Source organism: Nocardia arizonensis (assembly GCF_001310275.1).
In the GTDB taxonomy this organism is placed as follows: Bacteria; Actinomycetota; Actinomycetes; order Mycobacteriales; family Mycobacteriaceae; genus Nocardia; species Nocardia arizonensis.
In genome coordinates this window covers 56,548-82,081 of the sequence record NZ_LGYZ01000092.1, presented here as the reverse complement: position 1 = coordinate 82,081, position 25,534 = coordinate 56,548, and the positions used below count along the sequence as shown (strand labels likewise).

Here is a 25,534-nt window from a genome sequence, read left to right as displayed (position 1 = left end):
CCGTTTCGAAACCCGCACGGGCAGTGCCGACTTGGCGGCCGACATGCTCACCCGCGGCGATCACCGACCACCGATCGCTAAATCTTCATGAATCTAGTTGATTCTCTAGATATGTCCATAGATCCGATAGTGGGCGCCATGCGGAGCCGGTAGGGAAATCTAGCCGACTCTAGGAAAGGCGCTGAAAGCGCCTACAGATTCCGAGACCGGAGGCCGCGCCGCCGTCGGTCGACCGCCGACATCGGTTGGGCAACATGTGCATAACGCCTGGTATGGGCCGATAACACCGGGGAACTAAGCACCGACAACCGGACAGAATGCTCCGTCCGCGGGTCAGCGACAGGAGGAATCATGTCAACGACTATCGCTCGTCGGGCCGCCGATCACGACGGCCACCGCGTTACGGTGACAGCCGAGGATGGTGTGCCCATCGCGGTCAAGATCTTCGGGTCGGACCGGGCGCCGCTGACCGTCGTATTCGTGCACGGACATTGCCTGCGTACCGAGTCGTGGTCGTATCTGCGCGAGCATCTGCTGCGGCGGTGGGGCGAGGACACCAGGATGGTGTTCTACGACCATCGCGGTCACGGCGAATCAGGACTCGCCGACGCCGCTACCTACACCATCGACCAACTCGCCCACGATCTGGACGCGGTCCTGCGCACCATCGCGCCCATCGGACCGATCGTGCTGGTGGGGCATTCCATGGGCGCGATGGTGACCCTCGCCTACGCCCGGCTCTACCCGCACGCGATCGGCGCCCGCGTCGTCGGGCTCGGTTTGATCGCGGGCGCCGCCAACGGTGTGTTCGAAGTCGGCATCGGTCGATTCCTGCACCGGTACGCCGTGACCACCTTCCAGGTGGCGGTGGCGCGGGCGCCGCGCATGATGCGGGTCTCGCACCGCGTGACGCGGCGACTGGTCGAGCCGATCGTGCGGGAGGCGCAATTCGGGACGCGCCGGGTGAGTCCGCGCATGGCCGCGGTCGCGACGGCCATGCTCAACGACACACCGCTGCTCACGATGGCGAGCTTCCTGACCTCGCTCATCGCCTTCGACGAGACCGCCACCCTGCACCGGCTCGGCGCGATCCCCGCGCTGGTGCTGGCGGGTTCGGCCGACATCGTGGTGCCCTACGCCCATTCGGTGGTGCTCGCCTCGCAGTTGGCGGGCGCGGAACTGGTGCGAGTCGATGGGGCTGGACACGGTGTGATCCTGGAACGAGCGGAAGAGGTGGCATTCTCGATCGCCGCACTGGTCGAGCGGGTCGCGGCGGCGCCGATCACCCGCGGTCCCGGACTCGCCGTCGCAGGCTGAAGCCGTATTCGCGCGCCGGGTTCGGGGCGGCCGGGTTGCGCGTCCCGGCGCGCGGGCACAGGCTGGGTGCGGCGCACTAAACGAATGGGCAAAGGTTGGGCAACTACACAACGTTTGCGATCGCGCGAGCCTTATCCACGATTCTTCTGTACTGTGTTGTAGATCACGTTGTGTGGTGGATCACACGACCGGCGACGCGCGCCCGCAGGGCGGGATCCCCGCCCCCGGAGGGGTCGCCGGTTCGCGTATCCGCTGACCATCACAGGAGGTAACGATGACACGCAGCGACATCGCGGAACTACGCTACGCGGTCGGACAGCTCCGGCAATCCATCGGCGCACTGCGGTCGCACTACGGTGACGCGCGGACCGTGCGTCGACTGGAAAACGACCTGGAGCGGCTCGCCATCGACGCCGACGAGTTCGAGCAGTCGCCACCGCCGGAGGTGCCACGGCGGGCTCGAGAGACCATCTACGTACCCGACAGCAAATCCGACGAGGCGGCCTGGATGGGCGCGCAGGACGAGGGTCTCGGCTTCCACTCGCGCCCCCGTACGAAGTGACGCGGGCGATGGGCGGCCGTGCCTGCCCATCGCCAGGAGTCAGCCGGGATCAGGCCCGGTGCCGACCCGGCCTGCGCGCGGCCCGCACACCGTGGAAGCGCGCACCGCGCGGCGCTTCCACCGTCGGGCCCGTATCCGCCGATTCGAACAGCGCCGCAATCCCGTGATCGTGCCCGAGCGCGATGGCCTCGAGGCCGTAGCGCCCTTCGGTGCGCGACAGCTCGTGCAGCATCGTCGTCATGATGCGCAGTCCGGTCGCGCCGACCGGATGACCGAGCGCGATCGACGATCCGTTCACGTTCAGTCGGTCGCGCGGGTCGATGTCCCATTCGCGCGCGAGCGCAAGCACCTCGACCGCGAAACCCTCGTTGACCTCGATGAGGTCGATCTCGTCGAGATCGAATCCGGTGCGCCCGAGTAGTTTCGCCACCGCGGGCGCCGCGCCGAGCGTCGCGGTGTCGGAGGAGCAGCCCGCCGCGGCCCACCCGACCAGGAATGCCATCGGCGTCAGTCCCAATTCCTCGAGCCGATCCTCCCCGACTACGAGACAGCCCGACGCGCCGTGCCGGTGCGAGCTCATATTCCCCGCGGTGACCACGCCGTCGGACAGCAGTGGCCGCAGCGCGGCGAGAGTATGGGTCGAGACGTCGTCGCGCACGCCTTCATCGCGCAGGATCCGGTGGCCCGCGGTGTCGAAACCCGGTTCGGCCCAGCCCGGCGGCGCGGCGGTGACGCCGACCGGAATGACCTCCGCCGAGAAGGTGCCCTGCCGCCATGCCCGCGCCGCCTTTCGATGGCTGGCCACCGCGAATTCGTCGGCCTCGGCGCGGCGGATGCCGTAATAGCGCGCCACCTCTTCGGCATTCGCGAGTTCGACCGAACGTGCCCGGTCGACGGCGAAGGGATCGGACGCGCATTCGACACCGCCCGCGACCACCACGTCGGCCGCGCCGGTCTGCACCATCATGGCGGCGGTGATCACGGCCTGTAGTCCGCTGCCGCTGCGGCGGTCGGTCAGGAATCCGGGCACGGTGAAGGGCAAGCCTGCGCCCCGTGCGGCGACGCGGCCGAGTTCCGGTGCGCCGAGTGCGCTGCCGTCGACGCAGGCCATCGCCACGTCCTCGATGCGCCACGGGTCGATACCCGAACGCTCTATCACCGCGGACAACACGGTGGTCGCCAGCCATTCCGGCGGCATACCGGTCAGTGCCCCACCTTCCACGCCGCTCGGTGTGCGGACCGGTGCGACGATCGCGGCTCGTCTCATGTGGTGACTCCTTCCCCGGCCGAGGCAGGGTCCGATCGGCGGTGTCCGAAGCCCACCGGCGACATCGGCGTCCACCCGGCGGGACATCGTCGACACCGCGGCGCGACGTACGCATCGGCGCACGTCAGCAGGTAAATCTCCAGAGAATGTGACCACGGGATTGTTGCCTGCGTGTGACGATCCTGGACCAAGAAAACGGACACCGACTCGCACTCGCGGGCCCCCCGCGCGAATCCTGTTCTGCTTTAGTCGAGTTCGCCGGATCCCGGTTTACGGACGGGTGCGGACGGGTACGCGCGCAAGGCAGGAATGTGGCGCAAATCATACACGGTCCGGCCGGTCGGGATTGCCAGTACTCCGTTCAATCGATAGCGGCGTTGTCGTAAGGTGCTCAGCATCACATTCGATTTGCGGAGGTAATGATGACCACCCGCACAGCAGATCAGCGAGGCATCCACCTGTGAGTGCCGCACCGACCGCCACCCCGAAACCGACAGAGCCGACCCAGCCGGGACCAGGCGTCTTCAGTCAGACGAGGGCCCGAATCTCGCAACGCACCCTGCGCACCGACCGCTGGTGGCTACCGCCGGCGATCACGGCGGTGGGCCTGGCCGCCTTCGTCATCTACGCGACGATCAGATCCTTTGTGCGCACGGCGTATTGGGTCAACGAATACCACTACCTGACGCCGTTCTACTCGCCGTGCCTGAGCACCTCCTGCGTCGAGGGCTCGACGCATTTCGGCACGCCGTTCGGCGACCTGCCGATGTTCATACCGCTCGGTTTCGTGGTGCTGCCGTTCCTGCTCGGATTCCGGCTGACCTGCTACTACTACCGCAAGGCCTACTACCGCGCCTTCTGGCTGTCCCCGCCCGCGTGCGCGGTCGCCGAACCGCACGGCAAGTACTCCGGCGAGACCAAACTCCCGCTGATCATCCAGAACGCGCACCGCTACTTCTTCTATGTCGCCGTGGTGGTCTCGTTGATCAACACCTACGACGCCGTCTACGCCTTCCACGGCAAGACCGGCGGCTTCGGATTCGGACTCGGCAATATCGTGCTGCTGGTCAATGTCGTGCTGCTGTGGGCGTACACCGTGTCCTGTCATTCGTGCAGGCACATCATGGGCGGCAAGCTCAAGCACTTCTCCGCGCATCCGGTGCGGTACTGGTTCTGGACCCAGGTCTCCAAACTCAACACCCGCCACATGGCGCTGGCGTGGACCACGCTCGGCACCCTCGTGCTCACCGACTTCTACGTGATGTTGGTCGCCAGCGGCACGATTTCGGACCTTCGGTTCGTCAACTGACCCCCACCTAGGAGATTTCGCGGCAATGCCAGAAGTTGAACGGCACAAGTACGACGTCGTCGTGATCGGTGCCGGAGGCGCCGGACTGCGCGCGGTGATCGAAGCGCGCGAGCACGGCCTCTCCGTCGCGGTGGTGTGCAAATCGTTGTTCGGCAAGGCGCACACCGTCATGGCCGAGGGCGGCTGCGCCGCCTCGATGGGCAACGCCAACGACAAGGACAGTTGGCAGACCCATTTCAGAGACACCATGCGCGGTGGCAAATTCCTGAACAACTGGCGCATGGCCGAACTGCACGCCCAGGAAGCGCCGGACCGGGTGTGGGAGCTGGAAACCTACGGCGCGCTGTTCGACCGCACCGCCGACGGGCGCATCAGCCAGCGCAACTTCGGCGGGCACACCTATCCGCGCCTCGCCCACGTCGGCGACCGCACCGGACTCGAGATCATCCGCACGATGCAGCAGAAGATCGTCTCGCTGCAACAGGAGGACTTCGCCGAATCCGGCGACTACGAATCGCGCATCAAGGTCTTCGCCGAATGCACGATCACCGAACTGCTCAAGGACGGCGACCGGATCTCCGGCGCCTTCGGCTACTGGCGTGAGTCCGGCAAATTCGTCCTGTTCGAAGCGCCCGCTGTGGTGCTCGCGACCGGTGGTATCGGCAAGTCCTACAAGGTGACCTCCAATTCCTGGGAGTACACCGGCGACGGCCACGCGCTGGCCCTGCGCGCGGGCGCGACCTTGATCAATATGGAGTTCCTGCAATTCCATCCGACCGGCATGGTCTGGCCGCCCAGCGTGAAGGGCATCCTCGTCACCGAGGGCGTGCGCGGCGACGGCGGCGTCCTCAAGAACAGCGAGGACAAGCGGTTCATGTTCGAGTACATCCCCGCGGTCTTCAAGGGGCAGTACGCCGAGACCGAGGCCGAGGCCGATCAGTGGCTGAAGGACAACGACTCGGCCCGCCGCACCCCGGACCTGTTGCCGCGCGACGAGGTCGCCCGCGCGATCAACTCCGAGGTCAAGGCCGGTCGCGGCACCGAGCACGGCGGCGTCTACCTCGATATCGCCTCCCGGCTGCCCGCCGAGGAGATCCGCAGGCGGCTGCCCTCGATGTACCACCAATTCAAGGAACTCGCCGACGTCGACATCACCAAGGAGCCGATGGAGGTCGGCCCGACCTGCCACTACGTCATGGGCGGGATCGAAGTCGCGCCCGACACCGGCGCGGCCACCGTGCCGGGACTCTTCGCGGCGGGCGAATGCTCGGGCGGTATGCACGGCTCCAACCGGCTCGGCGGCAATTCGCTGTCGGATCTGCTGGTCTTCGGCAGGCGGGCCGGACTCGGCGCGGCCACCTACGTCGAAGGGCTGGAGCGGCGGCCGACGGTGTCCGACGACGATATCGCCAAGGCTTCGGCCGCCGCGGTGGCGCCGTTCGATCCGCCTACCGTTGACACCGGGGAGAACCCCTACACCCTGCACACCGATCTCCAGCAGGCGATGAACGACCTGGTCGGCATCATCCGCAGGGAGCACGAACTGCACGAGGCCATCGAGCGACTCGCCGCCCTGCGCGCGCGGTTCGCCAATGTCGTGGTGGAGGGGCACCGGCAGTTCAATCCCGGCTGGCATCTGGCCCTCGACCTGCGCAATATGCTGATGGTCAGCGAATGCGTGGCCCAGGCCGCGCTGCTGCGCACCGAGAGCCGCGGCGGACACACCCGCGACGATTTTCCCGCGATGGACCCGGACTGGCGCAACAAGCTGCTGGTCTGCTCGATCGATCCGTCGGTACCCGCGTCCAACTCCGCGGTGCCCGCGGTGCGGGTGGTCAAGCAGGACCAGATTCCGATGCGGGCGGATCTGCTCGAGCTGTTCGAGCTGTCCGAACTCGAGAAGTACTACAACTCCGCCGAACTCGCGTCGCATCCGTCGAGTTCGGCCTCTGCCACGGAAGGTGAGGCGTAGCGATGGGTTACGACGCCAAATTCCGCGTGTGGCGCGGTGATCAAGACGGTGGTGAGCTCACGGACTTCACGGTCGCGGTGAACGAGGGCGAGGTCGTCCTCGACATCATCCATCGTTTGCAGGCCACCCAGGCGCCCGACCTCGCGGTGCGCTGGAACTGCAAGGCGGGCAAATGCGGATCGTGTTCGGCGGAGGTGAACGGTAGGCCGCGGCTGCTCTGCATGACCCGGATGTCGACCTTCGAACCCGACGAACTGATCACCGTGACCCCCATGCGCACCTTCCCGGTCATCCGGGACCTGGTGACCGACGTGTCCTTCAACTACCAGAAGGCCAGGGAGATACCCTCTTTCACGCCGCCGGTGGATCTGAAGCCGGGTGAGTACCGCATGAAGCAGGTCGATGTGGAGCGCTCGCAGGAGTTCCGCAAATGCATCGAATGCTTCCTGTGCCAGGACACCTGTCACGTGGTGCGCGACCACGAGGAGAACAAGCAGTCCTTCGCCGGACCTCGATTCCTCATGCGGATAGCGGAATTGGAGATGCATCCGCTCGACGTGGCCGATCGCCGCGATCTCGCGCAGGAGGAACAGGGTCTCGGCCTGTGCAACATCACCAAGTGCTGCACCGAGGTCTGCCCGGAGAACATCAAGATCACCGACAATGCGTTGATCCCGATGAAGGAACGGGTCGCCGACCGCAAGTACGACCCGCTGGTCTGGTTGGGCAATAAGCTGTTCCGCCGCTGAAATGGACGTCGACCGGCCGAGTTTCGAGGAACCCGGCCGATCGACGCACCCGAATCACAACATCGCCACCACACCGACGGCGACCGCCCACACCAGGACTCCGACGAACAAAGACGACAGCAACGAGCCGGTGAGCACGTAGACGCCGATCGATGACACCGCGAACAACAGCGCGACGATGAGCCATTCCACCCAATCGCCGGGCCGCAGTTTCTTGTACCGGGGTGGGACATTTTTCAACCCACGGTCCACGTGAATTCGATTACCCGACAACGGGAACGATAAACCCGCTTCCGCCGCCGCGTCGCACCTCAGCCGCCGGGGCGGTCGAACTCACCGTCCGCCACGCCCGCGGTGAACGCCGCCCACTCGCCTGGCGTGAAAACCAGCACGTGGCCGTCGGGGTCCTTGCCGTCGCGCAGGCCGACGTGACCGCCCGCCAACAAGGCGACCTCGACGCTGTCACGCCCGCCGCCACCGCCGGCCTTACGCCAGACCGCGGAACTCAGATCGATCTCGGCGCCGCCATCGACACTCATACTCGAGTCCTTTCCCCACCGGTACAACCCGGATTCACGAAGCAATCGAACAATTGCGGAACTGTGTGCGAACACCGAAATCTAGGCGGCGTACTCCTTGGCGATCTGGCGCAGCAGATGCCGACTGGTCTGAATATCCAGGGCATGCCGCCGCAGGCATTCGTGGGCCAGATCGTAGCGTCGCACATCGGAACGCTTCTCGAGATACAGATCGCCGGACAGGCCCTGCGCGTACACCACCGGCGGTTCCAGTGCCCGCCCTTTGCCGTCGGCGCCGAAATCCAGCACGGTGAACGGCCCGGCCGCGATTCCCAGCGGCGCGCCCGCGGTGAACGGCAGAATGCTCAGTGAAATATTGGCGCGGGTACTCATATCCGCCAGATGACGCAGTTGTGCCCCCATGACCCGCGCGCCGCCGACCACGCGGCGCAGTACCGATTCGTGCAGTATCACGTCGATGGTCGCGGGCGCCGCCTTACGGGTAAGGAGCGTCTGGCGCTGCTGGCGCAGCTGCACCCGGCGCTCGATCTCGGCGTCCGAATCGTCGGGATAGCCGCAGTGATTCAGCGTCCTGGTGTAATCCGCGATCTGCAACAGACCGGGCACCAGCTCGGATTGGTAGACGCTCAGATGCCGCGCCACCGCCTCGAGTCCCAGGTAGACGTCGAAACTCTCCGGAATGAGATCGCCGTGGCCGTGCCACCAACTCTTGACCGCGGCCTGTTGGGCCAGCCCCTTGAGACCGGCGGCCAGATCGTCGGGAATGCCGTAGATGCGGCAGAGTTCGCCGATATCGATGGTCCTGATGCGATCGGCCTGCCCCTTCTCCAGGCGTTGCAGCGTACTGGCGCCCCACTCCATCAGACGCGACGCCTCGGCGATGGTGAGCCCCGCCTGCGTCCGCCAGTCCCGTAGGTAACGGCCGAGCTGGCGACGGGGCAGAGTGGACACACTGTCCTCGGCGTCGGCGGGCGACACACCGGCCACTCGGATCACACGTGACGAACTCGCCGAGGTTTCGGCCGAACTCGTTGACACGGCACGCTCCGTTCTACTCGGGCAAGCGGCGCTACGGCGGCCATGCGAATCGGCTCCCCGTCACTTCGCTCGGTCGACAGGTATTGGGCATAGGCGCTTCGAGATTCCGTGCACTACCACAGCTTCGAGCCCCGATGACGACGGGCCCGTTCATCCACTATGGAGAATCCTCCCCTCCCGCGTGGATCTTATGCTGGGAATTCGCTCGAAAATCTCTCGAGATCCACGAACTCCGTTGCCCGAGCCGGTCGTCGGTGGTGTGCTGAGGGTGTGCCCGGAGCCCAGCAGCGTGGCCCCCTCCCCCCTGCGAAAACCTCCGGGCACACACAATATTCGATGGCGACACCCCGCGGGCGTGTCACGCACACCTCGGGAATCGCACGCAGGAACGAGGAGTCATGGCTGTACATGTCATTGCGTCGTCGTTGATGACCAGCGATCCAGCGGCACTCGAGGTCGCTGAAGTTGTGCCGGGCCGACTGGATTCGGTGGGTGAACTCGCCGAGCGGGTCGGCCAGACCGCGCGTCTGGCAGCCGGCATGGCGATCCATCGGGCCCCCTTGGACGAGCGGCTACGCAGACATGCCGGAGGGTTACGCAAGGCGCACCCCGCGCCGGTGTGCTCCGAGGCGGAGGTCGCCTGATGCAACTCCCCTATCCGCATATGCGCGTCTCGTCCCTGTTGAACTGCGCGGGCGATCCCGGCGTACTCACCGACGAACAAGCCCACACCGCAATGCAATTACATCTGGACTGCACCGTCGACCGTTGTCTGGTCCGTCGCCGGGCCCGCACCACACTGGTCGAGGCGGGCAAGTGCGTACTCGACGCGAGGGCACTGCAACCCTGATCCGCTCACGCGAGAGAACCTGATCCGCTCGCGCGGGGCCGCGCCGCCTACGCGGCCCCGAGCCAGGCGACCGGGCGGTTTTCTTCAGTGCCAGGTGTGATCGGTACGGGGAGTGCGTGGGCCGAACTTGGGTTTGCGGGCGTGACCGCTCACCTCCAACAGCCGAATGGCCCGATACCTGTGCGGGCGCAACGGTTCCAGATATTCCACCATCGCGTCGTCGTCGATGGGATGCCCCAGCAGGGTCCAGCCGACGATCGCGGCCAGGTGATAGTCACCCACCGACAGCGCGTCGGCGTCGCCGTAGGCGCGCTGCGCGATCTCCGCGGCGGTCCACACCCCGATACCGGGTACCGAGCGCAATCGCCGCGCGGCCTCGACCGGATCGGCGGTGGCGGTGCGCTCGAGCGAATCGGCCACGCGGGCGGCGCGCACAATGGTCTGCGCGCGTTCCGGGCCGACATCGGCGCGGTGGAAGGTCCACGACGGAATCCGCCGCCAGGTCTGCGCATCCGGCGCCAGCAGCAGTCCGGCCGGGGCGGGACCAGGGGCGGGAGTGCCGAATCCGCGCACGAGCATGCGCCAGGACGCCCGGGCCGACACCGTATGCACCTTCTGTTCCAGCACCGCGGGCACCAGCGCCTCGAATACCTGTCCGGTGCGCAGCATCCGCAAACCGGGAAAGCGGCGGTGCGCGTCCACGACCTTGGGATGGTCGGGCAGGAATCCTGACACGTCCTCGTCCAGGCACAGCATGTGATCGAGGCGATCGAGGAATTCGGTCGCGCCCGGACCCCAGGCGCGCGCGTCCACCGCGCACGGTCCGGCCTGCGCGAGCCGATAGGTGACCGGTCCGCTCGACATGCGCGAGGCTCGCCAGTGCGCGCCGTCGGGTGTCACGCGATGGCAGGGGTCGGCGCTGCCGCGCCGCAGCGGCGCCAGGGTGAGGGCGAGATCGATCGGCCGGTCCGCGGTCACCGTACGGGCCGAGCCGCGGGCCGCGTCCGTATTCGTCGACTCACGCACCGGACCATTGTGCTCGACCGCCGCCGGAGGCCAGGAATTGAGCCAGATGCCAGGCTCGCCGATCGGCGAGCTGACGCAACTGGGTGCGGCACGAGAATCCGTCGGCGAGCACCACGATATCCGTGCCGACATTACGCAATTCGGCCAGAATGCCATTCTGGGCTATCGCCACGGAAATGTCGAAATGTCCGTTCTGCATTCCGAAGTTACCGGCAAGTCCGCAACAACCCGTGACCTCAGTCACATTCACTTGCATTCTGGCTAATATCTGGCGATCAGCCTGCATTCCGGTTACGGCGTGCTGGTGGCAGTGCGGCTGTAGCACCACCGACGCGCCGGGACGCGCGGGCGGAACCCAGTCGGGCGCCGCGACGAGGAACTCCGCGAGTGTCCGCACCGCCGCCGCGACCGGAGCCGAGCGCGGGTCGTCGGGCAGGAGTTCGGGGAGGTCCGCGCGCAGGGCGGCGGTACACGACGGCTCGAGTCCGACGACGAGACCACCCGCGCGGACATGGTCGTCCAGCGCGTCGAGGGTCGCGCGCAGACGGGCGCGCGCGCCGTCGAGTTGACCGGTGCTGATCCAGGTCAGCCCACAGCAGACCCGGCGCCGCGGCGTCACCACCCGGTAGCCGAGCGATTCGAGCAGCCCGACCGCGGCCATCGCGATATCGGGGTCGAAGGCATCGGTGAAGGTGTCTATCCACAGCATCACCGTCTCGGTCCCGGTGGACGCGATCGGCCGTTTCCGCCACCGGCGGCGAAAACTGCGCTCGGCCAGTACGGGGACAGCGCGCCGGGAGTCCATACCCGCCGCGCGCAGACCCGCGCGGCGCAGCGGGCCGACTCGGCCCAGCGCGTTGACCAGCCGCGGCGCCAGGGTCGCGGCGGCCAGCCAGCGTGGCAGCCGGCCGAGGGTGTAGTGATCGACCGGCCGCAGCCGACCCCGATAACGCCGATACAAGGCCTCCGACTTGTAGGCGGCCATATCCACCCCCGCCGGACAGTCCGCGCGGCACGCCTTACAGGACAGACACAGGTCGAGGGATTGTTCGACAGCCTCCGACGACCATTCCAGCGACCCGCGCACCACCTCTTGGAGCACGCGGGCACGTCCGCGGGTGCTGTCCTTCTCGTCCGCGGTCGCCAGATACGACGGGCACATGAAACCGCCCGCGGCCCGGCACTTGCCGACCCCGACGCAGCGGTGCACCGCCGCGCCGATATCGCCGTCGTCGTGCGGAAAGGCGAAGCCCGCGAGAGGGATCGCGGGCAGTCCCGCGACTCGCAGGTCGGCGTCGACGGGCCGCGGATCGACCAGCACACCCGGATTCAGCACATTGTCGGGGTCGAACAGGGCCTTGTACCCGGCGAATACCTCGAGCACGGCGGGGGAGTACATGACTTCGAGCAGTTCCGAACGCGCCCGGCCGTCGCCGTGCTCGCCCGACAGCGATCCGCCGTGGCGCACCACCAATTCGGCGGCGTCGAACAGGAACGCCCGGAACCGTTGCGGCGCATCGGCTATCGGCAGATCCAGGCGAACGTGGATACAGCCGTCGCCGATGTGGCCGTACAGCAGTCCGTCCACACGGTGCGCGGCGGTGAGGTCGGCGAAATCCCGCAGATAGTCACCGAGACGTTCGGGCGGTACCGCGGCATCCTCCCAACCCGGCCAGGCCGGGCGTCCGTCCGGGGTGCGTCCCGCCAGGCCCGCGCCGTCGGCCCTGATCCGCCACAGCGCCGCGACCGCCGCGCGGTCGGTGACGACGCGCGCGTCCACCGCCCCCGCCGCCCGGCACAACGCGCGAGCGGCGTCGACCGCCTCGGCCTCGGTCGCGCCCGCGGTCTCGACGAACAGCCAGCCGTCACCGCGGGGCAGATCCGGCACCGCGCCGCGGCGGACGCGCACGGCCCGCACCAGCCGCGCGTCCAGCCCCTCCACCGCGATGGGCGCGCACGCCATGATCGCGGCGATGTCGTCGGCGGCCTCGGCGAGTCCGGGATAGCCGAGCACGGTGAGGACGGTGGCGGCCGGCACCTCGGCAAGTCGGACTGTCGCCTCCAGCAGCAAACCACAGGTTCCCTCGGTGCCGACGAAGGACGCGGCCACCGCGGAGCCACGCTCGGGTGTCAGGTGCTCCAAACCGTATCCGCTGGCCTGACGGTCGAATCTGCCCAGGTCCGTGCGTAGTACGGCGAGATTGGCGCGGGTGAACTCGGGGAGTCCCGGGATGGCGGTGAGGTCGTCGGCCAGCTTCCGCTCTACTCCGTTACCATCCAGCACACGTAGCGAGGCAGTATTGTCGGACGTGCGCCCCCAAGCCACGGCGTGCGGTCCGCAGGCGTTGTTGCCGATCATCCCGCCGAGGGTGCAGCGGTTCTGCGTGGACGGGTCGGGACCGAAGCGAAGCCCGCGCGGACCGAGTACGCCCTGGAGCCGCGACAACACCACCCCCGGCTGCACCCGGGCCGTCCGGCGCTCGGGATCGACGTCGAGAATGCGATGCATATGCCTGCTGAAGTCCAGCACGATGCCGGAACCGATGGCGTTGCCCGCCACCGAGGTTCCCGCTCCGCGCGCCGTGATAGGCAGACCGTGCGCGCGGGCGAAGTCGAGCGCGGCCCCGACATCGTCGTCATCACGCGGGAAGACCACCGCGGCGGGCAGCACGCGGTAGTTCGACGCGTCCGAGGAGTACTCGACCCGGCGACGTTCGGAGAGGTCGACCTCGCCGCCGACGCGGGTCCGCAAAGCCGTCACCATCCGGTCGTCGATCATCCTGCCAGCCTAAACGCGCAGATTTCACCCCGAGCGAATTCGGGAACGGCTTGCCCTCGAGCTTGGTTCAGGTTCTAACGTCGGTGGCCTGAGGTTGGATGACGGGAAACGAGAGGACCGGAAGGTGAGCATCGAATCGGTGGCGTGGAATCAGATGTACAGACAGGCGAACGCGCCACGCGAGGAGCGGCCGTTCCGTCTCGCCACCGCGCGCCGCATCCTGGGCTTCGCCCGCCCGCACCGGCGCCGGATCGCCGGATTCCTGGTGTTCAGCGTGCTGTCGGCGCTACTGGCGGTGGCGACGCCCGTGCTGGCCGGGCGCATCGTCGACGACATCGTCGGCGGCGCGGCACCGCGCGTTGTGGTCACACTGGCCGTGCTCATCGGCATGCTGGCGGTGTTCGACGCCGGACTCGGACTGGTGATCCGGTGGATGTCGGCCCGCATCGGCGAGGGGCTCATCCTCGACCTGCGCACCGCCGTCTTCGACCACGTGCAGAAGATGCCGGTCGCCTTCTTCACCCGCACCCGCACCGGTGCGCTGGTCAGCCGCCTCAACAACGATGTGATCGGCGCGCAGCGCGCATTCAGCGACACCCTGTCCGGCGTGGTCGCGAATCTGGTAACGCTCGCGCTCACCCTCGCGGTGATGCTGACCATCTCCTGGCAGATCACCCTGCTCGCGTTGGTGCTGTTGCCCGCCTTCGTGCTGCCCGCGCGTCGCATGGGCCGCCGCCTCGCCGACATCCAGCGCGAGGCCGCGGGATTGAACGCGGCGATGGGCACCCAGATGACCGAACGGTTCTCCGCCCCGGGCGCGACCCTGGTGAAATTGTTCGGCAGGCCCGCGCAGGAATCCGAGGAATTCGCGGTCCGCGCCCGACGGGTGCGCGATATCGGGGTGCGCACCGCGATGTTGCAGACCGTCTTCGTCACTTCGCTGACCCTGGTCTCGGCGCTGGCCGTCGCGCTGGTGTACGGACTCGGCGGCTGGTACGCGCTGCGCGGGCAGTTGGACGCGGGCGCGGTCGTGGCGCTGTCACTGCTGTTGACCAGGCTCTACGCCCCGCTCACCGCGCTGGCGAGCGCGCGCATGGAGATCATGTCGGCGCTGGTGAGTTTCGAACGCGTCTTCGAGGTACTCGACTTGACGCCGCTCATCCAGGACGCGCCCGACGCGGTCGCGGTCCCGGAGGGTCCGGTCGCGGTGGAATTGGACGAGGTGAGTTTCGCCTACCCGTCGGCGGACAAGGTTTCGTTGGCCTCGCTCGAGGATGTGGCGACGCTGGACACCCGCGGCGGCGTCGAGGTGCTGCACCGGGTGTCGCTGCGGGCCGAACCGGGTCAGCTGGTCGCGCTGGTCGGATCCTCCGGTGCGGGCAAATCGACCGTGGCCCAATTGGTCTCGCGGCTCTACGACGTGGATTCGGGCGCGGTCCGGCTCAACGGCACCGATGTGCGCGACCTGAGCACACCGTCCCTGCGCGACACCGTCGGCCTGGTGACCCAGGACGGTCACCTGTTCCACGAGAGCATTCGCGCCAACCTGCTGCTCGCGCGCCCGCTCGCGAGCGAGGCCGAGCTCTGGGACGCGCTGGAGCGGGCCCGATTGCGCGAACTGATCGAATCGCTGCCGGACGGACTCGACACCGTGGTCGGCGAGCGCGGATACCGACTGTCCGGCGGCGAACGTCAGCGCCTCACCATCGCCCGCCTCCTGCTCAAACAGCCGCGCGTGGTGATCCTGGACGAGGCGACCGCATCGCTGGACTCGACCTCCGAGGCCGCCGTGCAGGAAGCGCTCACCGAAGCGCTCGACGGTCGCACCGCCCTGGTGATCGCCCACCGCCTGTCCACCATCCGCGCCGCCGACCAGATCCTCGTCCTCGAGCAGGGCCGCATCGTCGAACGCGGCACCCACACCGAACTGCTCGCCGCCGAAGGCCGCTACACCGAGCTCTACCGCACCCAGTTCGACGACGAACCGGCCACGGCGGCAAGCTGATTCGCCGGTCACGGGTGCAGGCGCGGTCTACGCCCACCGCGTCCGACGGTCGGAATGACCCGACCGCCGGTGGCGGTGAGGTCAGAATTCGCCGGAGACGCCGAAGATGGTGCGGCCGGAGTGGGTGCCGGAACGCAGGGAGTGCAGGACGGATTCGGCTTCGGTGATGGCGGCGAAGTTCGCGATGGTGGACAGGTGGGCGGGGCGCAGTTCGCCCGCCAGGCGGGTCCACAGCTCGCGGCGCTTCTCGATGGGCAGTGCCACCGAATCTATGCCGATGAGGGCGACGGCGCGCAGGATGAAGGGCAGGACGGTGGCCGGGAGGGCGGAGCCCCCGGTGAGGCCGCTGACGGCGACGGTGCCGCCGTAGCCGATGGCGCTGAGGATGTAGGCGAGGGAAGCGCCGCCGACGCTGTCGACCGCGCCCGCCCAGCGCGTCTTGGCCAGCGGACGGGGTTTGGCGTCGGGATCCTCGGGGAGCCTGCCGATCACCTCGTTCGCACCGATCTCGGCGAGCAGGTCGGCGGCGTCGGTCTTACCGGTCGACGCGACGATCTCGAATCCGAGTACGGACAAGATGTCGACGGCCACGCTGCCGACGCCGCCGGTCGCCCCCGTGACCAGGATCGCGCCGGTCTCGGGGGTCAGTCCGCGGTCGAGCAGTGCCTGCACGCTCAGCGCCGCGGTGAAGCCCGCGGTGCCGATGATCGCGGCGTCACGGGTGCTCAGCCCGTCCAGTTTCACCACCCATTCGGCGGGCACCCTGGCGTATTCGGCGAATCCGCCGTTCTGCGCGACGCCGATGTCGTAGCCGTGCGCGACGACCGGATCGCCGGGGGCGAAGTCGTCATTCCCGGACTCGACCACCTCGCCGGTGATATCGATGCCGGGCACGATCGGATACTTGCGGACCACCCCGCCGCGGGGGGTGATGGCCAAGGCGTCCTTGTAGTTCGCACTCGAGTAGTGCACTTTGATCGTCACATCGCCCGGACCGAGGAACTCCTCGGAAACCCGCTGCTTCGTGAGAACGATCCCGCTGTCCGATTCGTGTGCCACCATCGCCCAGAAGTCCATGCGGTCGAGCATACGAGCGTCCGCCCGCGCCACGGTGGATGCTTGAGCAAGCGCACAACGGCGCCTATTCGGGCAGTAGTTCCAGGCGCACACCGAGCAACCGCACCGGCCGATCCAACTCGAATCGGTCGACCACGGCCAGCGCGGTCTCCACGATCTCGGCGACATCGGCGGTGGGTGCGGGCAGTTTCCGCTGTTTGGTGCGGGTGAAGAAGGTGTTGCTGCGCACCGTCACCGAAACCCTGGTGCTTGTCCGGCCCGCCGCCGCCATCTCCTCGGCGACCTCGCGCGCCAACCGCGCGACCTGCGCGTCGATCTCGGCGCGTTCGGTGAGATCGCGCGGGAAGGTCTCGGATCTGCCGCGCCCGACCGGAACCCGCGGTTCGGTGCTCACCTCGGTGTCGCCCTTGCCGTGACCGAGCACCCACAGGTAGGGGCCGGTATTGGGGCCGAATTCGGCGGCCAGCCGATTCCGGTCCGCGGCCATCAGATCCCCGACCGTCACGATGCCGAGTTCGGCCATGCGCGCCGCGATACGTTTGCCGACGCCCCACAGCGCGTCCGTCGGGCGGTGGGCCATGACCTCGGACCAGTTGGCGGCGGTGAGCCGGAACATGCCCGCGGTCGCCGCGGCGGCATCGGCGGGCGCGGCCGAGGACTTGCCCGCGGATTTGGCGAATCCGGTCGCGAGTTTGGCGGTGAGCTTGTTGTCACCGATTCCGATCGCGCAGGTCAGATCCAATTCGGCGATGGCGCCGCGTATCTCGGCGGCCAACCGTTCGGGATCGGCGGTGTCGGCGGCCAGGAACGCCTCGTCCCAGCCCCACACCTCGACCCGGCCGGGAAAGGTGCGCAACAGGGCCATGACCTCGTCGGACGCTTCCTCGTATGCGGCCATGTCCAGCGGCAGGAAGACGCCCTCCTGACATTTGCGCCGCGCCGTACGCAATGCCATGCCTGCGCGCACACCGTAGGCCCGCGCCGAATAGGACGCGCAGGTCACCACCTTGCGCGGTTCGGTGGGGTCGCCGTTGCCGCCGACGATGACCGGCAGTCCCCGCAGTTCGGGATGACGGCGGAACTCGACCGCCGCTTGGAACTGGTCGAGATCGACGTGCAGCAGCCACCGAGCGACCGGCGATTCACCGGCGGGCACCCGGTGGTCGTGGGATAACGGCGGTTCGTTCGACATCGACGGACACCTCCGCGATTCACGTGCTGTGCTGCGCATACCGTCGCGACTCATCGTAGAGACCGAGTGTGACGCGGGATCCGCCGCCGCGCCCACGCCCGAGCTTGCGTATTCGGTCGGAACAGAACTAAATTCTGTCTGTGAAGATTCGAGATCGGTTGCTGTTGGCGGCCGAGCGCCAGTTCGCCGAACACGGCGCCCTCGACGCGACACTGACCCAGATCAGGTCCGCCGCGGGGGCCAGCGTCGGCGCCCTCTACCACCACTTCCCGGACAAGTCCGATCTCTACCGCCAGGTGTGGGCGCACGCGCTCACCGACTATCAACAGCACTTCTGGGTGGTCGTCGGGCAGAGCGCCGACGCACGCGAAGGGATCACCGCCGGGGTGCGCGAACATCTGCGCTGGGTCGGCGACAACCAGTACCGCGCGCAGGTACTGCTCTCGGCCCGTCCGCCCGGGGTACGCGAGGACGAGTCCAATCGCACGTTCCTGCGCGACATCTGGCGTTGGTGGCGAACCCACGCGAATTACGGCGCGGTTCGCGACCTGCCGTTCGACCTGGTCTACGCGCTGTGGCTGGGACCGGCCCAGGAATACAGCAGGCAGTGGCTGGCGGGCGATATGGCCGCCACGCCGTCGGCCGTCGCGGGGGAGCTGGCCGATGCCGCCTGGCTCACCCTCGGCGTCCACCCCACGACGAAAGGGATGCGATGACGACCTCCACCTTCGACCTCGATTCGGCCCGGCGGATACTCGCCGCCCAGCCGTTCGCGAACCTGGTCGGCACCGAGATCACCGCGTTCGGCGGCGGCCGCGCGACGCTGGTCATCCCGATCCGCGAGCAGCTCGGCCAGCAATTCGGCTATGTGCACGGCGGTGTGCTGTCCTACGCCGCCGACAACGCCCTCACCTTCGCCGCGGGCACCGTACTCGGACCCAATGTGCTGACCGGCGGATTCACCGTCACCTACCTGCGTCCGGCGGCGGGGGATCGGTTGCGCGCCGAGGCCGTGGTCACCGGGTCGACCCGCAGGCAGGCGGTGGTCAACTGCGAGATCTACGCCGAGAGCGCCGGAAAGGATCCGGTGCTGTGCGCGGTCGCCCAGGGCACCACGCGGGCGGTCGAGCGCGCACTGGCCGGATAGTCGCGTATCAGGCGCTGTCCGCACGGCTCGACCGCTCGACGCGAGAACTACGCCGTGGCCGCGAAGGCCGGGCGTTCCAGCGACGCCTCGGTCACCGGTTCGATCGCGTAGGACAGGATGTCGGCCACGTCGGCGACCGGGCGCACGTCGAGTGCGGCCAGCACCTCCGCCGGCACATCGTCCAGATCCGGCTCGTTGCGCGCCGGAATGAACACCGTGCGCAGGCCGGCGCGCTGGGCGGCGAGCAACTTCTGCTTCACCCCGCCGATCGGCAGTACCCGGCCGTTCAACGTGACCTCACCGGTCATGCCGATATCGCCGCGCACCTGCCTGCCGAGGGCGAGCGACACCAGCGCGGTCACCATCGTGACGCCCGCCGACGGTCCGTCCTTCGGCACCGCGCCCGCCGGGAAGTGGATATGGATATCCCGGTCGAGCACCGACGGTTCGATGCCGATCTCCTCGAGGTGCGAGCGCACGTAGGTCAGCGCGATCTGCGCGGATTCCTTCATGACATCGCCCAGTTGGCCGGTCAGGGTCAGTGAGCGTTCGCCCTCGGCGGCGTTGGCCTCGATGTAGAGGACGTCGCCGCCTGCACCGGTGACCGCGAGTCCGGTGGCGACTCCCGGCACCGCCGTGCGTTCCACCGAATCCGGGGTGAAGCGCGGACGGCCCAGGTAGTCGACCAGGTCGCCGAGACCGATGGTCAGCTTCCCGGAGTTCACCACCGCGCCGTCGTAGCCGAGTTCGGTTTCGTAGCCGAGGGATTCGATCCCGGGTTCGGACAGCTTCGTCGCGGCCTTGCGCAGCGCCTTGGCGATCAGGCGTTCCATCTGCCGCACACCCGCCTCGCGGGTGTAGTTGGCGGCGATCTCGCGCAGCGCCTCCTCGGTGATCGAAACCTCCTCGGCGGTCAGCGCGTTGCGCTCCAACTGGCGAGGCACCAGGAAGTCACGGGCGATGGCCACCTTGTCGGCCTCGGTGTAGCCGTCGACGGTGATCAGCTCCATCCGGTCGAGCAGCGGCCCCGGAATGGTGTCCATGACATTGGCCGTCGCGATGAACAGCACATCGGACAGGTCGAGGTCCAGATCGAGGTAGTGGTCGCGGAAGGTGTGGTTCTGCGCCGGATCGAGCACCTCGAGCAGGGCGGCCGCGGGATCACCGCGGAAATCCGAACCGACCTTGTCGATCTCGTCGAGCAGGACGACGGGATTCATCGAACCCGCCTCCTTCATCGCGCGCACGATCCGGCCCGGCAGTGCGCCGACATAGGTCCTGCGGTGACCGCGGATCTCGGCCTCGTCGCGCACGCCGCCAAGGGCGACGCGCACGAACTCGCGGCCGAGGGCCCGCGCGACGGACTCGCCGAGCGAGGTCTTGCCCACACCGGGCGGACCGACCAGCACCAGTACCGCACCGGAACCGCGTCCGCCGACCACCTCGAGTCCGCGCCGGGCGCGCCGGGCGCGCACGGCGAGGTATTCGACCATGCGGTCCTTGACCTCGTCCAATCCGTGATGATCGGCGTCGAGCACTTCCCGAGCGGCCGAGATATCGGTGCTGTCGGTGGTCTTCACCGTCCACGGCAACTCCAGGACGGTATCGAGCCAGGTGCGGATCCAGCCCGACTCCGGGCTCTGATCGCTGGCCCGTTCCAGCCTGCCGACCTCGCGCAGCGCCGCCTCCCGAACGGCGTCGGGCAGATCGGCGTTCTCGACGCGGGTCCGGTAGTCGTCCGCGCCGTCCGGCTCGTCCTCGCCGAGTTCCTTGCGAATGGCGTTGAGCTGCTGGCGCAGCAGGAATTCGCGCTGACTCTTCTCGAGCCCTTCGCGCACGTCGTCACTGATCTTCTCGGTGACCTCGGTCTCGGCGATGTGCGCCTTGGTCCATTCGATGAGCGTGGTCAGCCGCTGCACGACATCCGGTGTCTCGAGGAGCTGACGTTTCTGGTCGCCGGTGAGGTAGGAGGCGTATCCCGCGGTGTCGGCGATGGCCGAGGGATCGGTCAGTTGGCTGACCGCGTCGATGACCTGCCAGGCTTCCCGCCGCTGCAGCACCGAGACGACGAGCTTCTTGTATTCGGCGGCCAATTCCTTGGTCCGGCCGTCGGCCGGGGGCGTTGGCACCGGCTCCGCCTCGACCCACAGCGCCGCGCCGGGACCGGTCACTCCGTGGCCGATCCTGGCGCGGCGTTCGGCCTTGAGCACGGCGGCGGGCGCGCCGCCGCGCATCCGGCCGACCTGTTCGATGGTGGCGACGACGCCGTAGGAGGCATAGCCTTCCGGCAGCCGTGGCGCGAGCAGAACCGCGTCCGTCTCGCCCGCGCGCGCGGCGTCGACGGCGGCCTGTGCGGATTCGTCCAGTTCGATGGGCACGACCATGCCCGGCAGCACGATCGGATCGGTCAGGAACAGCACCGGCAGATTCTGAGGTGTAGTCACGTGTTCGACCCTTCCAAAGTTGAGCAATACCCACTCAACCGCGCCCCCGGACCCGTTTGTTCCGCCACGAATGCCGCTTCGCTCACAGCGAAGATGGGTCGGCCGTCGGGGCTCAGCCGGCGAGCATGGACTCGAGCTGGAGCGGATCGCCGAGGTAGACCTTGCCCGCGTGCGCCGACGCGTCATCGGGCCAGACGATCTCCTGTCCGGCCTCGACGCCCGCGAGGATTCGCTCGGCGACGACGGCCGGATCGGCTTTGTCGGCGTCGACGCCCGCGAGCATGTCGGTGTCGATTCCGCCGGGATAGGCGCCGATGACCTCGATGCCGTCGATGCGAAGCGCGGCCCGCAGCGCCTGGGTCATCGAATGCGCGGCCGCCTTGGAGGCGCAATAGCCCGCCATCTGTTCGACCGGAGCCAGCGCGACGAGGGTGAGCACATTGACCACCGCCGCGCCGCCCGCGCCCGCCGCGGCCGTGCGCAACGCGGGCAGGAAGGCCCGGGACACCCGCAGCGCGCCGAGGTAGTTGGTGACCAGGTCGCGCTCGAACAGCGCGAGGTCACCGGTCAGCACGTCGCCGAATCCCAGCGCACCCGCGTTGTTGATCAGGAGGTCGACATCCTTCGCCGCGGCCGCGGCCGCTGTGACGCTGTCGGGATCGCTGACGTCGATGGTCAGCACTCGTACTCGCGGATCGAGGCGGACCTCCTCGGCCACGGTCTCGGGGTCGCGCGCCGCCACATAGATCGCCGCGGCGCCACGTCGCAGCAGTTCGGCTACCAAGCGGGCGCCGAGTCCGCGGTTCGCGCCGGTGACCAGTGCGGTGGATCCTGAAATTTGCACGTGTAGCTCCATGAATCGGAATTTCGGGGACCGCATAAACCTATTTGCTCGCCGATGCGATGGACGATACCTAAATAGCGCAAATAGTTGGCCGATACGCTCACTGGCTAGACTGCTCGGCATGGACCCGCTCGCAGACGTGCTCGCGGTGACCGGCGCGCGCGGCACCGTGGCCGCCACGGTGCACGCGGGCAGGCACTGGGGCCTGGACATCGCGGACGTACCCGGCGCCGCATTCCACGCGGTCAATACCGGTACGGCGTGGTTGATGCTGGACGGGCGAGCGCCGCGCCAACTCGTACCCGGCGACGTGGTGCTGCTGCCGTCCGGCTCCCGTCATCGTTTGGCCTGCGATCCGCACCACCCCTGTCGGCCGTTCGACCATGCCGCGGCCCGCGAAGCACTCGCCAACGGAGGCATCCTGCGGGTCGGCGAGCAGCCGAGCCGTACGCGAATCCTCTGTGCCTCATATCATCTCGACCCGGCCACGACCACGCCGCTGCTGGCCTTGCTGCCCGAACTGATCCAGTCACCGCCCGATCCCACGAGCACACTCGGCGATCTGGTCCGGTTGCTCGGCCACGAGATCCAGCAACCGCGTCCCGGGTCGACCACCGCGCTCAACCGGCTACTCGACCTGGTGCTCATCCATATCCTGCGGTACTGGCTGAGCACCATCGACCCGAACGAGACACCTCCGTCCTGGCTGGCCGCGCTGCGCGATCCCGCTATCGCCGCCGCGCTGGCGGCGCTGCACGCCGACCCGGCTCGCCCGTGGACCGTCGCGGCGCTCGCCGCCCACGTCGCGGTCTCGAGAGCGACCCTGGCCCGGCGCTTCACCGCACTGGTCGGCGACACCCCGAACAGCTATCTCATCCGGTGGCGAATGGAACTCGCGGCGCATCGCCTGCGCACGACAACCGACCCGATCGCGCCGATCGCCCGTTCGGTCGGCTACACCAGCGAGCACGCCTTCAGTCGCGCGTTCGTCCGCGCGCACGGATGTTCCCCCGGGCGATACCGCACCGCCCACGTCGGCGCGCACTCGAATACGCCGATCACCCACTGACCGAGCACGCCTTTCACCGGTCGGGGATACCGAGGTCCTTACGAGCCTGGTCGGTGAACCTCGTCAGTAGGTCGGTGGTTCCGCCGATCATGCGGTCTATAGCGACGATGAGCGGCGGACCGTCTCGGCGGATGTCGTCGGCGGTCGTCCCGGCGGGACCGAAATGGCTCATCCAGAATGGACTGAAATGGTCGTTGAGAAATGGAAGATAATAGTCGTCGCTGAATTTCTGAAGCGCAGGCCCCAGCGCGTTGCTTCCCATCAGGCTCATGGCGACCATGGCGCGTCCGAGCACGTCCACCTTCTCCTTCACGGCGAAGAACTGCCCGCCGAGTTCACCCATATCAGGCGGGTTCTGTATCAACTCGCCTTTCAGGCGGCTTACTCCTTCCGTGTAGTCCAGGAGCGCGTCCGCGAAATCGACGTACACGGGTTTGCGATTGTCCCGCACCATCTGCGCGGCGGTGGCGGTCTCTTTCCTCGACAGTTCGCTTCTGCTGACGTAAACAGCCGACCCGGCCGAGACCCCGCTGGATATCACAGCCGCGCACAGCGCCGTGATGAGCGCGTACCGGGCGCTGCGCGTCGCCGACCGCACATCGCGCTCGAGATTCGACGGCTCGGCCGCGGCCTCCGGTGGCGGTTGGTCCGACCGCCGCGCCGCGTCGCTGTCCGAACTGTGCTCCGACTGTGGTCTGCCGAGGGTGTACATCACGCCGATCCCGTTCCGACCTGGGTCTTGATCAGTAGTCCCCGGTATCGAGAGTTGTCGGGTCATCGGCGGCGCGAAAGCGTAGCGGACTACTCGAATCCGGGTTCGGCCCGGTGGTACGGGCGGGCGCGCGGACGGGCGTCCGGTTCCGATGGTGCGCGGCGGAGTCGGATCGCGTTGACACCCAGGTCGCGCTGATGAGACGGTGGGGCCCTGACATCTCAGATCAGGCATGTCTCGCACCTGACCGCGGTAGGGGGATCCCACGATGACGGCACTCGCCTCCGGCGTGTTCATCGATTGGGAAGCATTGACGGGGCAGTCGAAATTCGTGGTCGACCTGATCACCTTTCCCGTCTTCAGCGCGCTGGCGGGGTGGCTGACCAACTGGACCGGCGTGTTGATGCTGTTCTGGCCGGTGCGATTCCGCGGGGTTCGGGTGCCCGGGTTGGCGGTGCTGTATCCGTACTTCCCGCGGCGGGTGCAGGTGCTGCCGACATTCTCGGGGGACGGGCGGCGACTCGGGTTCCAGGGATTCATTCCGGCGCGCGCGGAGAAGATGGCCAGCATCTGCGTGGACAAGGCGCTGCTGCGGATCGGCAGCCCGCGCGACTTCATCAACGAACTCGACCTGGACGGCGTCGCCGACTACATCGCCGAACTCGCTCGCGCACAGGTCAAGCCGATCGTGGACGAGATCATGGACCGGGAGAACCCCGACCTGTGGCGTACCGTGCCGCGGCAGGTGAGGCAGGTCGTCTACCAGCGGGTGGACCGGGAACTGCCGGGGTTGACCGGCCGCGCGTTCGACACTCTCGGCGACAATATCGACCAGCTCATCGACATCAAGAGCTTCGTCATCCGCTACCTGCGGGAGAATCCGGACATCCTGAAGGATCTGACCACGACCATCGCGGAACCGGAATTGAAGTTCATGGTGCGGATCGGTCTGCTCGGCGCGCCCTTCGGCCTCTTGATGGCGCTGTATCTGCACGTGCACCGCGACATTCCGGTGATCGGCTTGATTCCGGCCTGGGCGATCGTGGGAGCCAGCGCCGCCGCGATCGGCGTGATCGTCAATGTGATCGCGGTCAAGATGGTGTTCGAACCCGGCGATCCGCAACCCTGGTACCGGTACCTGTGGAAGCAGGCACTGCTGGCCAAGCGGCAACCACAGGCGGCGACCGACCTCGCGCACATCCTCGCCTACCAGGTACTGACCCTGCCGAACCTCTCACACGAACTGCTGGACGGCCCGAACGGCGACAAGACCAGGCAGCTCATCGAGCGGCTGGTCTCCGACGAGATCCACCGTCAGCTCGGGCCGACCACATCGGTGGTGCGCGCGGCCTTCGGCAGACGGCACTTCGACAATCTGAAGGCGGGCGCGGCGGGCGCCGCGGTCGGCCTCGCGCCGAGCATGGTGCAGGACGAGGAATTCGCCCGGCAGCAGGCGCGCAAGATCGACGAGTTCGCCGCCCGCAAACTCCAGCTGTTGAGTCCGGGGGAGTTCATGGAGATGTTCTACGCCTCGGTCGAACAGGACGCCTGGCTGCTCTACCTGCACGGAGCCATCCTCGGTCTGGTGGTGGGCGCGGTGCATCTGGTGCTGTTCGGCTGGTGACACGCGGACCGA

The 25,534-nt window shown here is 67.7% G+C and carries 23 protein-coding genes; 12 read left to right on the top strand and 11 right to left on the bottom strand.

Annotated elements, in window-relative coordinates; translation table 11 throughout:
* The first annotated feature begins 351 nt into the window (after positions 1-351).
* Together APZ21_RS22425 and APZ21_RS22420 are read left to right on the top strand one after the other, a co-directional pair.
* Entirely contained in the window at positions 352-1,317 is a 966-nt protein-coding gene (locus APZ21_RS22425; RefSeq protein WP_082393366.1) for an alpha/beta fold hydrolase, read from the top strand.
* A gap of 274 nt (positions 1,318-1,591) precedes the next feature.
* Positions 1,592-1,879 carry a hypothetical protein gene (locus APZ21_RS22420; RefSeq protein WP_054815269.1) on the top strand — a complete coding sequence of 96 codons (288 nt, stop codon included), beginning with the start codon at positions 1,592-1,594 and terminating at the stop codon, positions 1,877-1,879.
* A 49-nt stretch (positions 1,880-1,928) separates the two neighbouring features.
* Here the strand turns inward: APZ21_RS22420 and APZ21_RS22415 are convergent, their stop codons facing one another.
* The gene (locus APZ21_RS22415) at positions 1,929-3,146 is read right to left on the bottom strand and encodes a thiolase family protein (RefSeq protein WP_054815268.1); all 1,218 of its coding nucleotides are present in this window, start codon (positions 3,144-3,146) and stop codon (positions 1,929-1,931) included.
* A gap of 460 nt (positions 3,147-3,606) precedes the next feature.
* Here APZ21_RS22415 and APZ21_RS22405 point away from each other — a divergent pair, with 460 nt between their 5' ends.
* From APZ21_RS22405 to APZ21_RS22395, 3 genes are read left to right on the top strand one after another with little or no spacing between them, the layout of a single operon-like run.
* Complete coding sequence (locus tag APZ21_RS22405) at positions 3,607-4,455, top strand: hypothetical protein (protein WP_054815266.1); 849 nt, start codon at positions 3,607-3,609, stop codon at positions 4,453-4,455.
* A gap of 25 nt (positions 4,456-4,480) precedes the next feature.
* Positions 4,481-6,427, top strand: a complete 1,947-nt coding sequence (locus tag APZ21_RS22400) for a fumarate reductase/succinate dehydrogenase flavoprotein subunit (RefSeq protein WP_054815265.1) — start codon at positions 4,481-4,483, stop codon at positions 6,425-6,427.
* Positions 6,428-6,429: 2 nt separating this feature from the next.
* A complete protein-coding gene (locus APZ21_RS22395) occupies positions 6,430-7,176 on the top strand; it encodes a succinate dehydrogenase/fumarate reductase iron-sulfur subunit (RefSeq protein ID WP_054815264.1) in 747 nt (248 codons plus the stop codon).
* Positions 7,177-7,230: 54 nt separating this feature from the next.
* Here the strand turns inward: APZ21_RS22395 and APZ21_RS22390 are convergent, their stop codons facing one another.
* From APZ21_RS22390 to APZ21_RS22380, 3 genes are all read right to left on the bottom strand, one after another.
* Positions 7,231-7,416, bottom strand: coding sequence for a hypothetical protein (locus APZ21_RS22390; protein ID WP_239476759.1), 186 nt, complete (start codon positions 7,414-7,416; stop codon positions 7,231-7,233).
* A gap of 71 nt (positions 7,417-7,487) precedes the next feature.
* Positions 7,488-7,715 (bottom strand): DUF397 domain-containing protein, encoded by a 228-nt coding sequence (locus APZ21_RS22385; RefSeq protein ID WP_054815262.1) that lies wholly within the window; start codon positions 7,713-7,715, stop codon positions 7,488-7,490.
* Positions 7,716-7,796: 81 nt separating this feature from the next.
* The gene (locus APZ21_RS22380; protein ID WP_443093696.1) at positions 7,797-8,753 is read right to left on the bottom strand and encodes a helix-turn-helix domain-containing protein; all 957 of its coding nucleotides are present in this window, start codon (positions 8,751-8,753) and stop codon (positions 7,797-7,799) included.
* Between the two features lie 398 nt (positions 8,754-9,151).
* Here APZ21_RS22380 and APZ21_RS22375 point away from each other — a divergent pair, with 398 nt between their 5' ends.
* Entirely contained in the window at positions 9,152-9,397 is a 246-nt protein-coding gene (locus APZ21_RS22375) for a hypothetical protein (RefSeq protein WP_156371261.1), read from the top strand.
* On the top strand, positions 9,397-9,603 hold the full coding sequence (locus APZ21_RS22370; protein ID WP_054815259.1) for a hypothetical protein: 207 nt from the start codon (positions 9,397-9,399) through the stop codon (positions 9,601-9,603). Before APZ21_RS22375 ends, APZ21_RS22370 begins: the two co-directional genes overlap by 1 nt.
* An 84-nt stretch (positions 9,604-9,687) precedes the next feature.
* Here APZ21_RS22370 and APZ21_RS22365 read toward each other — a convergent pair whose 3' ends face one another.
* Entirely contained in the window at positions 9,688-10,629 is a 942-nt protein-coding gene (locus tag APZ21_RS22365) for a DNA-3-methyladenine glycosylase family protein (protein WP_054815258.1), read from the bottom strand.
* Positions 10,622-13,408, bottom strand: a complete 2,787-nt coding sequence (locus APZ21_RS22360; protein ID WP_054815257.1) for an FAD-binding and (Fe-S)-binding domain-containing protein — start codon at positions 13,406-13,408, stop codon at positions 10,622-10,624. Before APZ21_RS22360 ends, APZ21_RS22365 begins: the two co-directional genes overlap by 8 nt.
* A 124-nt stretch (positions 13,409-13,532) precedes the next feature.
* Here APZ21_RS22360 and APZ21_RS22355 point away from each other — a divergent pair, with 124 nt between their 5' ends.
* Positions 13,533-15,413, top strand: a complete 1,881-nt coding sequence (locus APZ21_RS22355; protein WP_054815256.1) for an ABC transporter ATP-binding protein — start codon at positions 13,533-13,535, stop codon at positions 15,411-15,413.
* Between the two features lie 81 nt (positions 15,414-15,494).
* Here the strand turns inward: APZ21_RS22355 and APZ21_RS22350 are convergent, their stop codons facing one another.
* Together APZ21_RS22350 and APZ21_RS22345 are read right to left on the bottom strand one after the other, a co-directional pair.
* Positions 15,495-16,490: an oxidoreductase gene (locus APZ21_RS22350; RefSeq protein ID WP_054815359.1), complete on the bottom strand. Its 996-nt coding sequence runs from the start codon at positions 16,488-16,490 to the stop codon at positions 15,495-15,497.
* 64 nt (positions 16,491-16,554) lie between these two features.
* Positions 16,555-17,682 carry a DNA polymerase IV gene (locus APZ21_RS22345; protein ID WP_082393365.1) on the bottom strand — a complete coding sequence of 376 codons (1,128 nt, stop codon included), beginning with the start codon at positions 17,680-17,682 and terminating at the stop codon, positions 16,555-16,557.
* Positions 17,683-17,822: 140 nt separating this feature from the next.
* On the opposite strand from APZ21_RS22345, the gene APZ21_RS22340 reads away from it, so the two are divergent.
* Positions 17,823-18,398, top strand: coding sequence for a TetR/AcrR family transcriptional regulator (locus APZ21_RS22340; RefSeq protein ID WP_054815255.1), 576 nt, complete (start codon positions 17,823-17,825; stop codon positions 18,396-18,398).
* Positions 18,395-18,829, top strand: a complete 435-nt coding sequence (locus tag APZ21_RS22335) for a PaaI family thioesterase (RefSeq protein ID WP_054815254.1) — start codon at positions 18,395-18,397, stop codon at positions 18,827-18,829. Before APZ21_RS22340 ends, APZ21_RS22335 begins: the two co-directional genes overlap by 4 nt.
* A gap of 47 nt (positions 18,830-18,876) precedes the next feature.
* Here the strand turns inward: APZ21_RS22335 and lon are convergent, their stop codons facing one another.
* Entirely contained in the window at positions 18,877-21,213 is a 2,337-nt protein-coding gene (lon, locus tag APZ21_RS22330) for an endopeptidase La (protein WP_054815357.1), read from the bottom strand.
* A 172-nt stretch (positions 21,214-21,385) separates the two neighbouring features.
* A complete protein-coding gene (locus APZ21_RS22325; protein ID WP_054815356.1) occupies positions 21,386-22,117 on the bottom strand; it encodes an SDR family NAD(P)-dependent oxidoreductase in 732 nt (243 codons plus the stop codon).
* A 121-nt stretch (positions 22,118-22,238) separates the two neighbouring features.
* Between APZ21_RS22325 and APZ21_RS22320 the strand changes: the two genes are divergently transcribed.
* A complete protein-coding gene (locus tag APZ21_RS22320) occupies positions 22,239-23,186 on the top strand; it encodes an AraC family transcriptional regulator (RefSeq protein WP_054815253.1) in 948 nt (315 codons plus the stop codon).
* Positions 23,187-23,199: 13 nt separating this feature from the next.
* Here the strand turns inward: APZ21_RS22320 and APZ21_RS22315 are convergent, their stop codons facing one another.
* Entirely contained in the window at positions 23,200-23,784 is a 585-nt protein-coding gene (locus APZ21_RS22315; protein ID WP_156371260.1) for a hypothetical protein, read from the bottom strand.
* A gap of 382 nt (positions 23,785-24,166) precedes the next feature.
* Here APZ21_RS22315 and APZ21_RS22310 point away from each other — a divergent pair, with 382 nt between their 5' ends.
* Positions 24,167-25,522, top strand: coding sequence for a DUF445 domain-containing protein (locus tag APZ21_RS22310; RefSeq protein WP_054815251.1), 1,356 nt, complete (start codon positions 24,167-24,169; stop codon positions 25,520-25,522).
* Positions 25,523-25,534 lie beyond the last annotated feature (12 nt).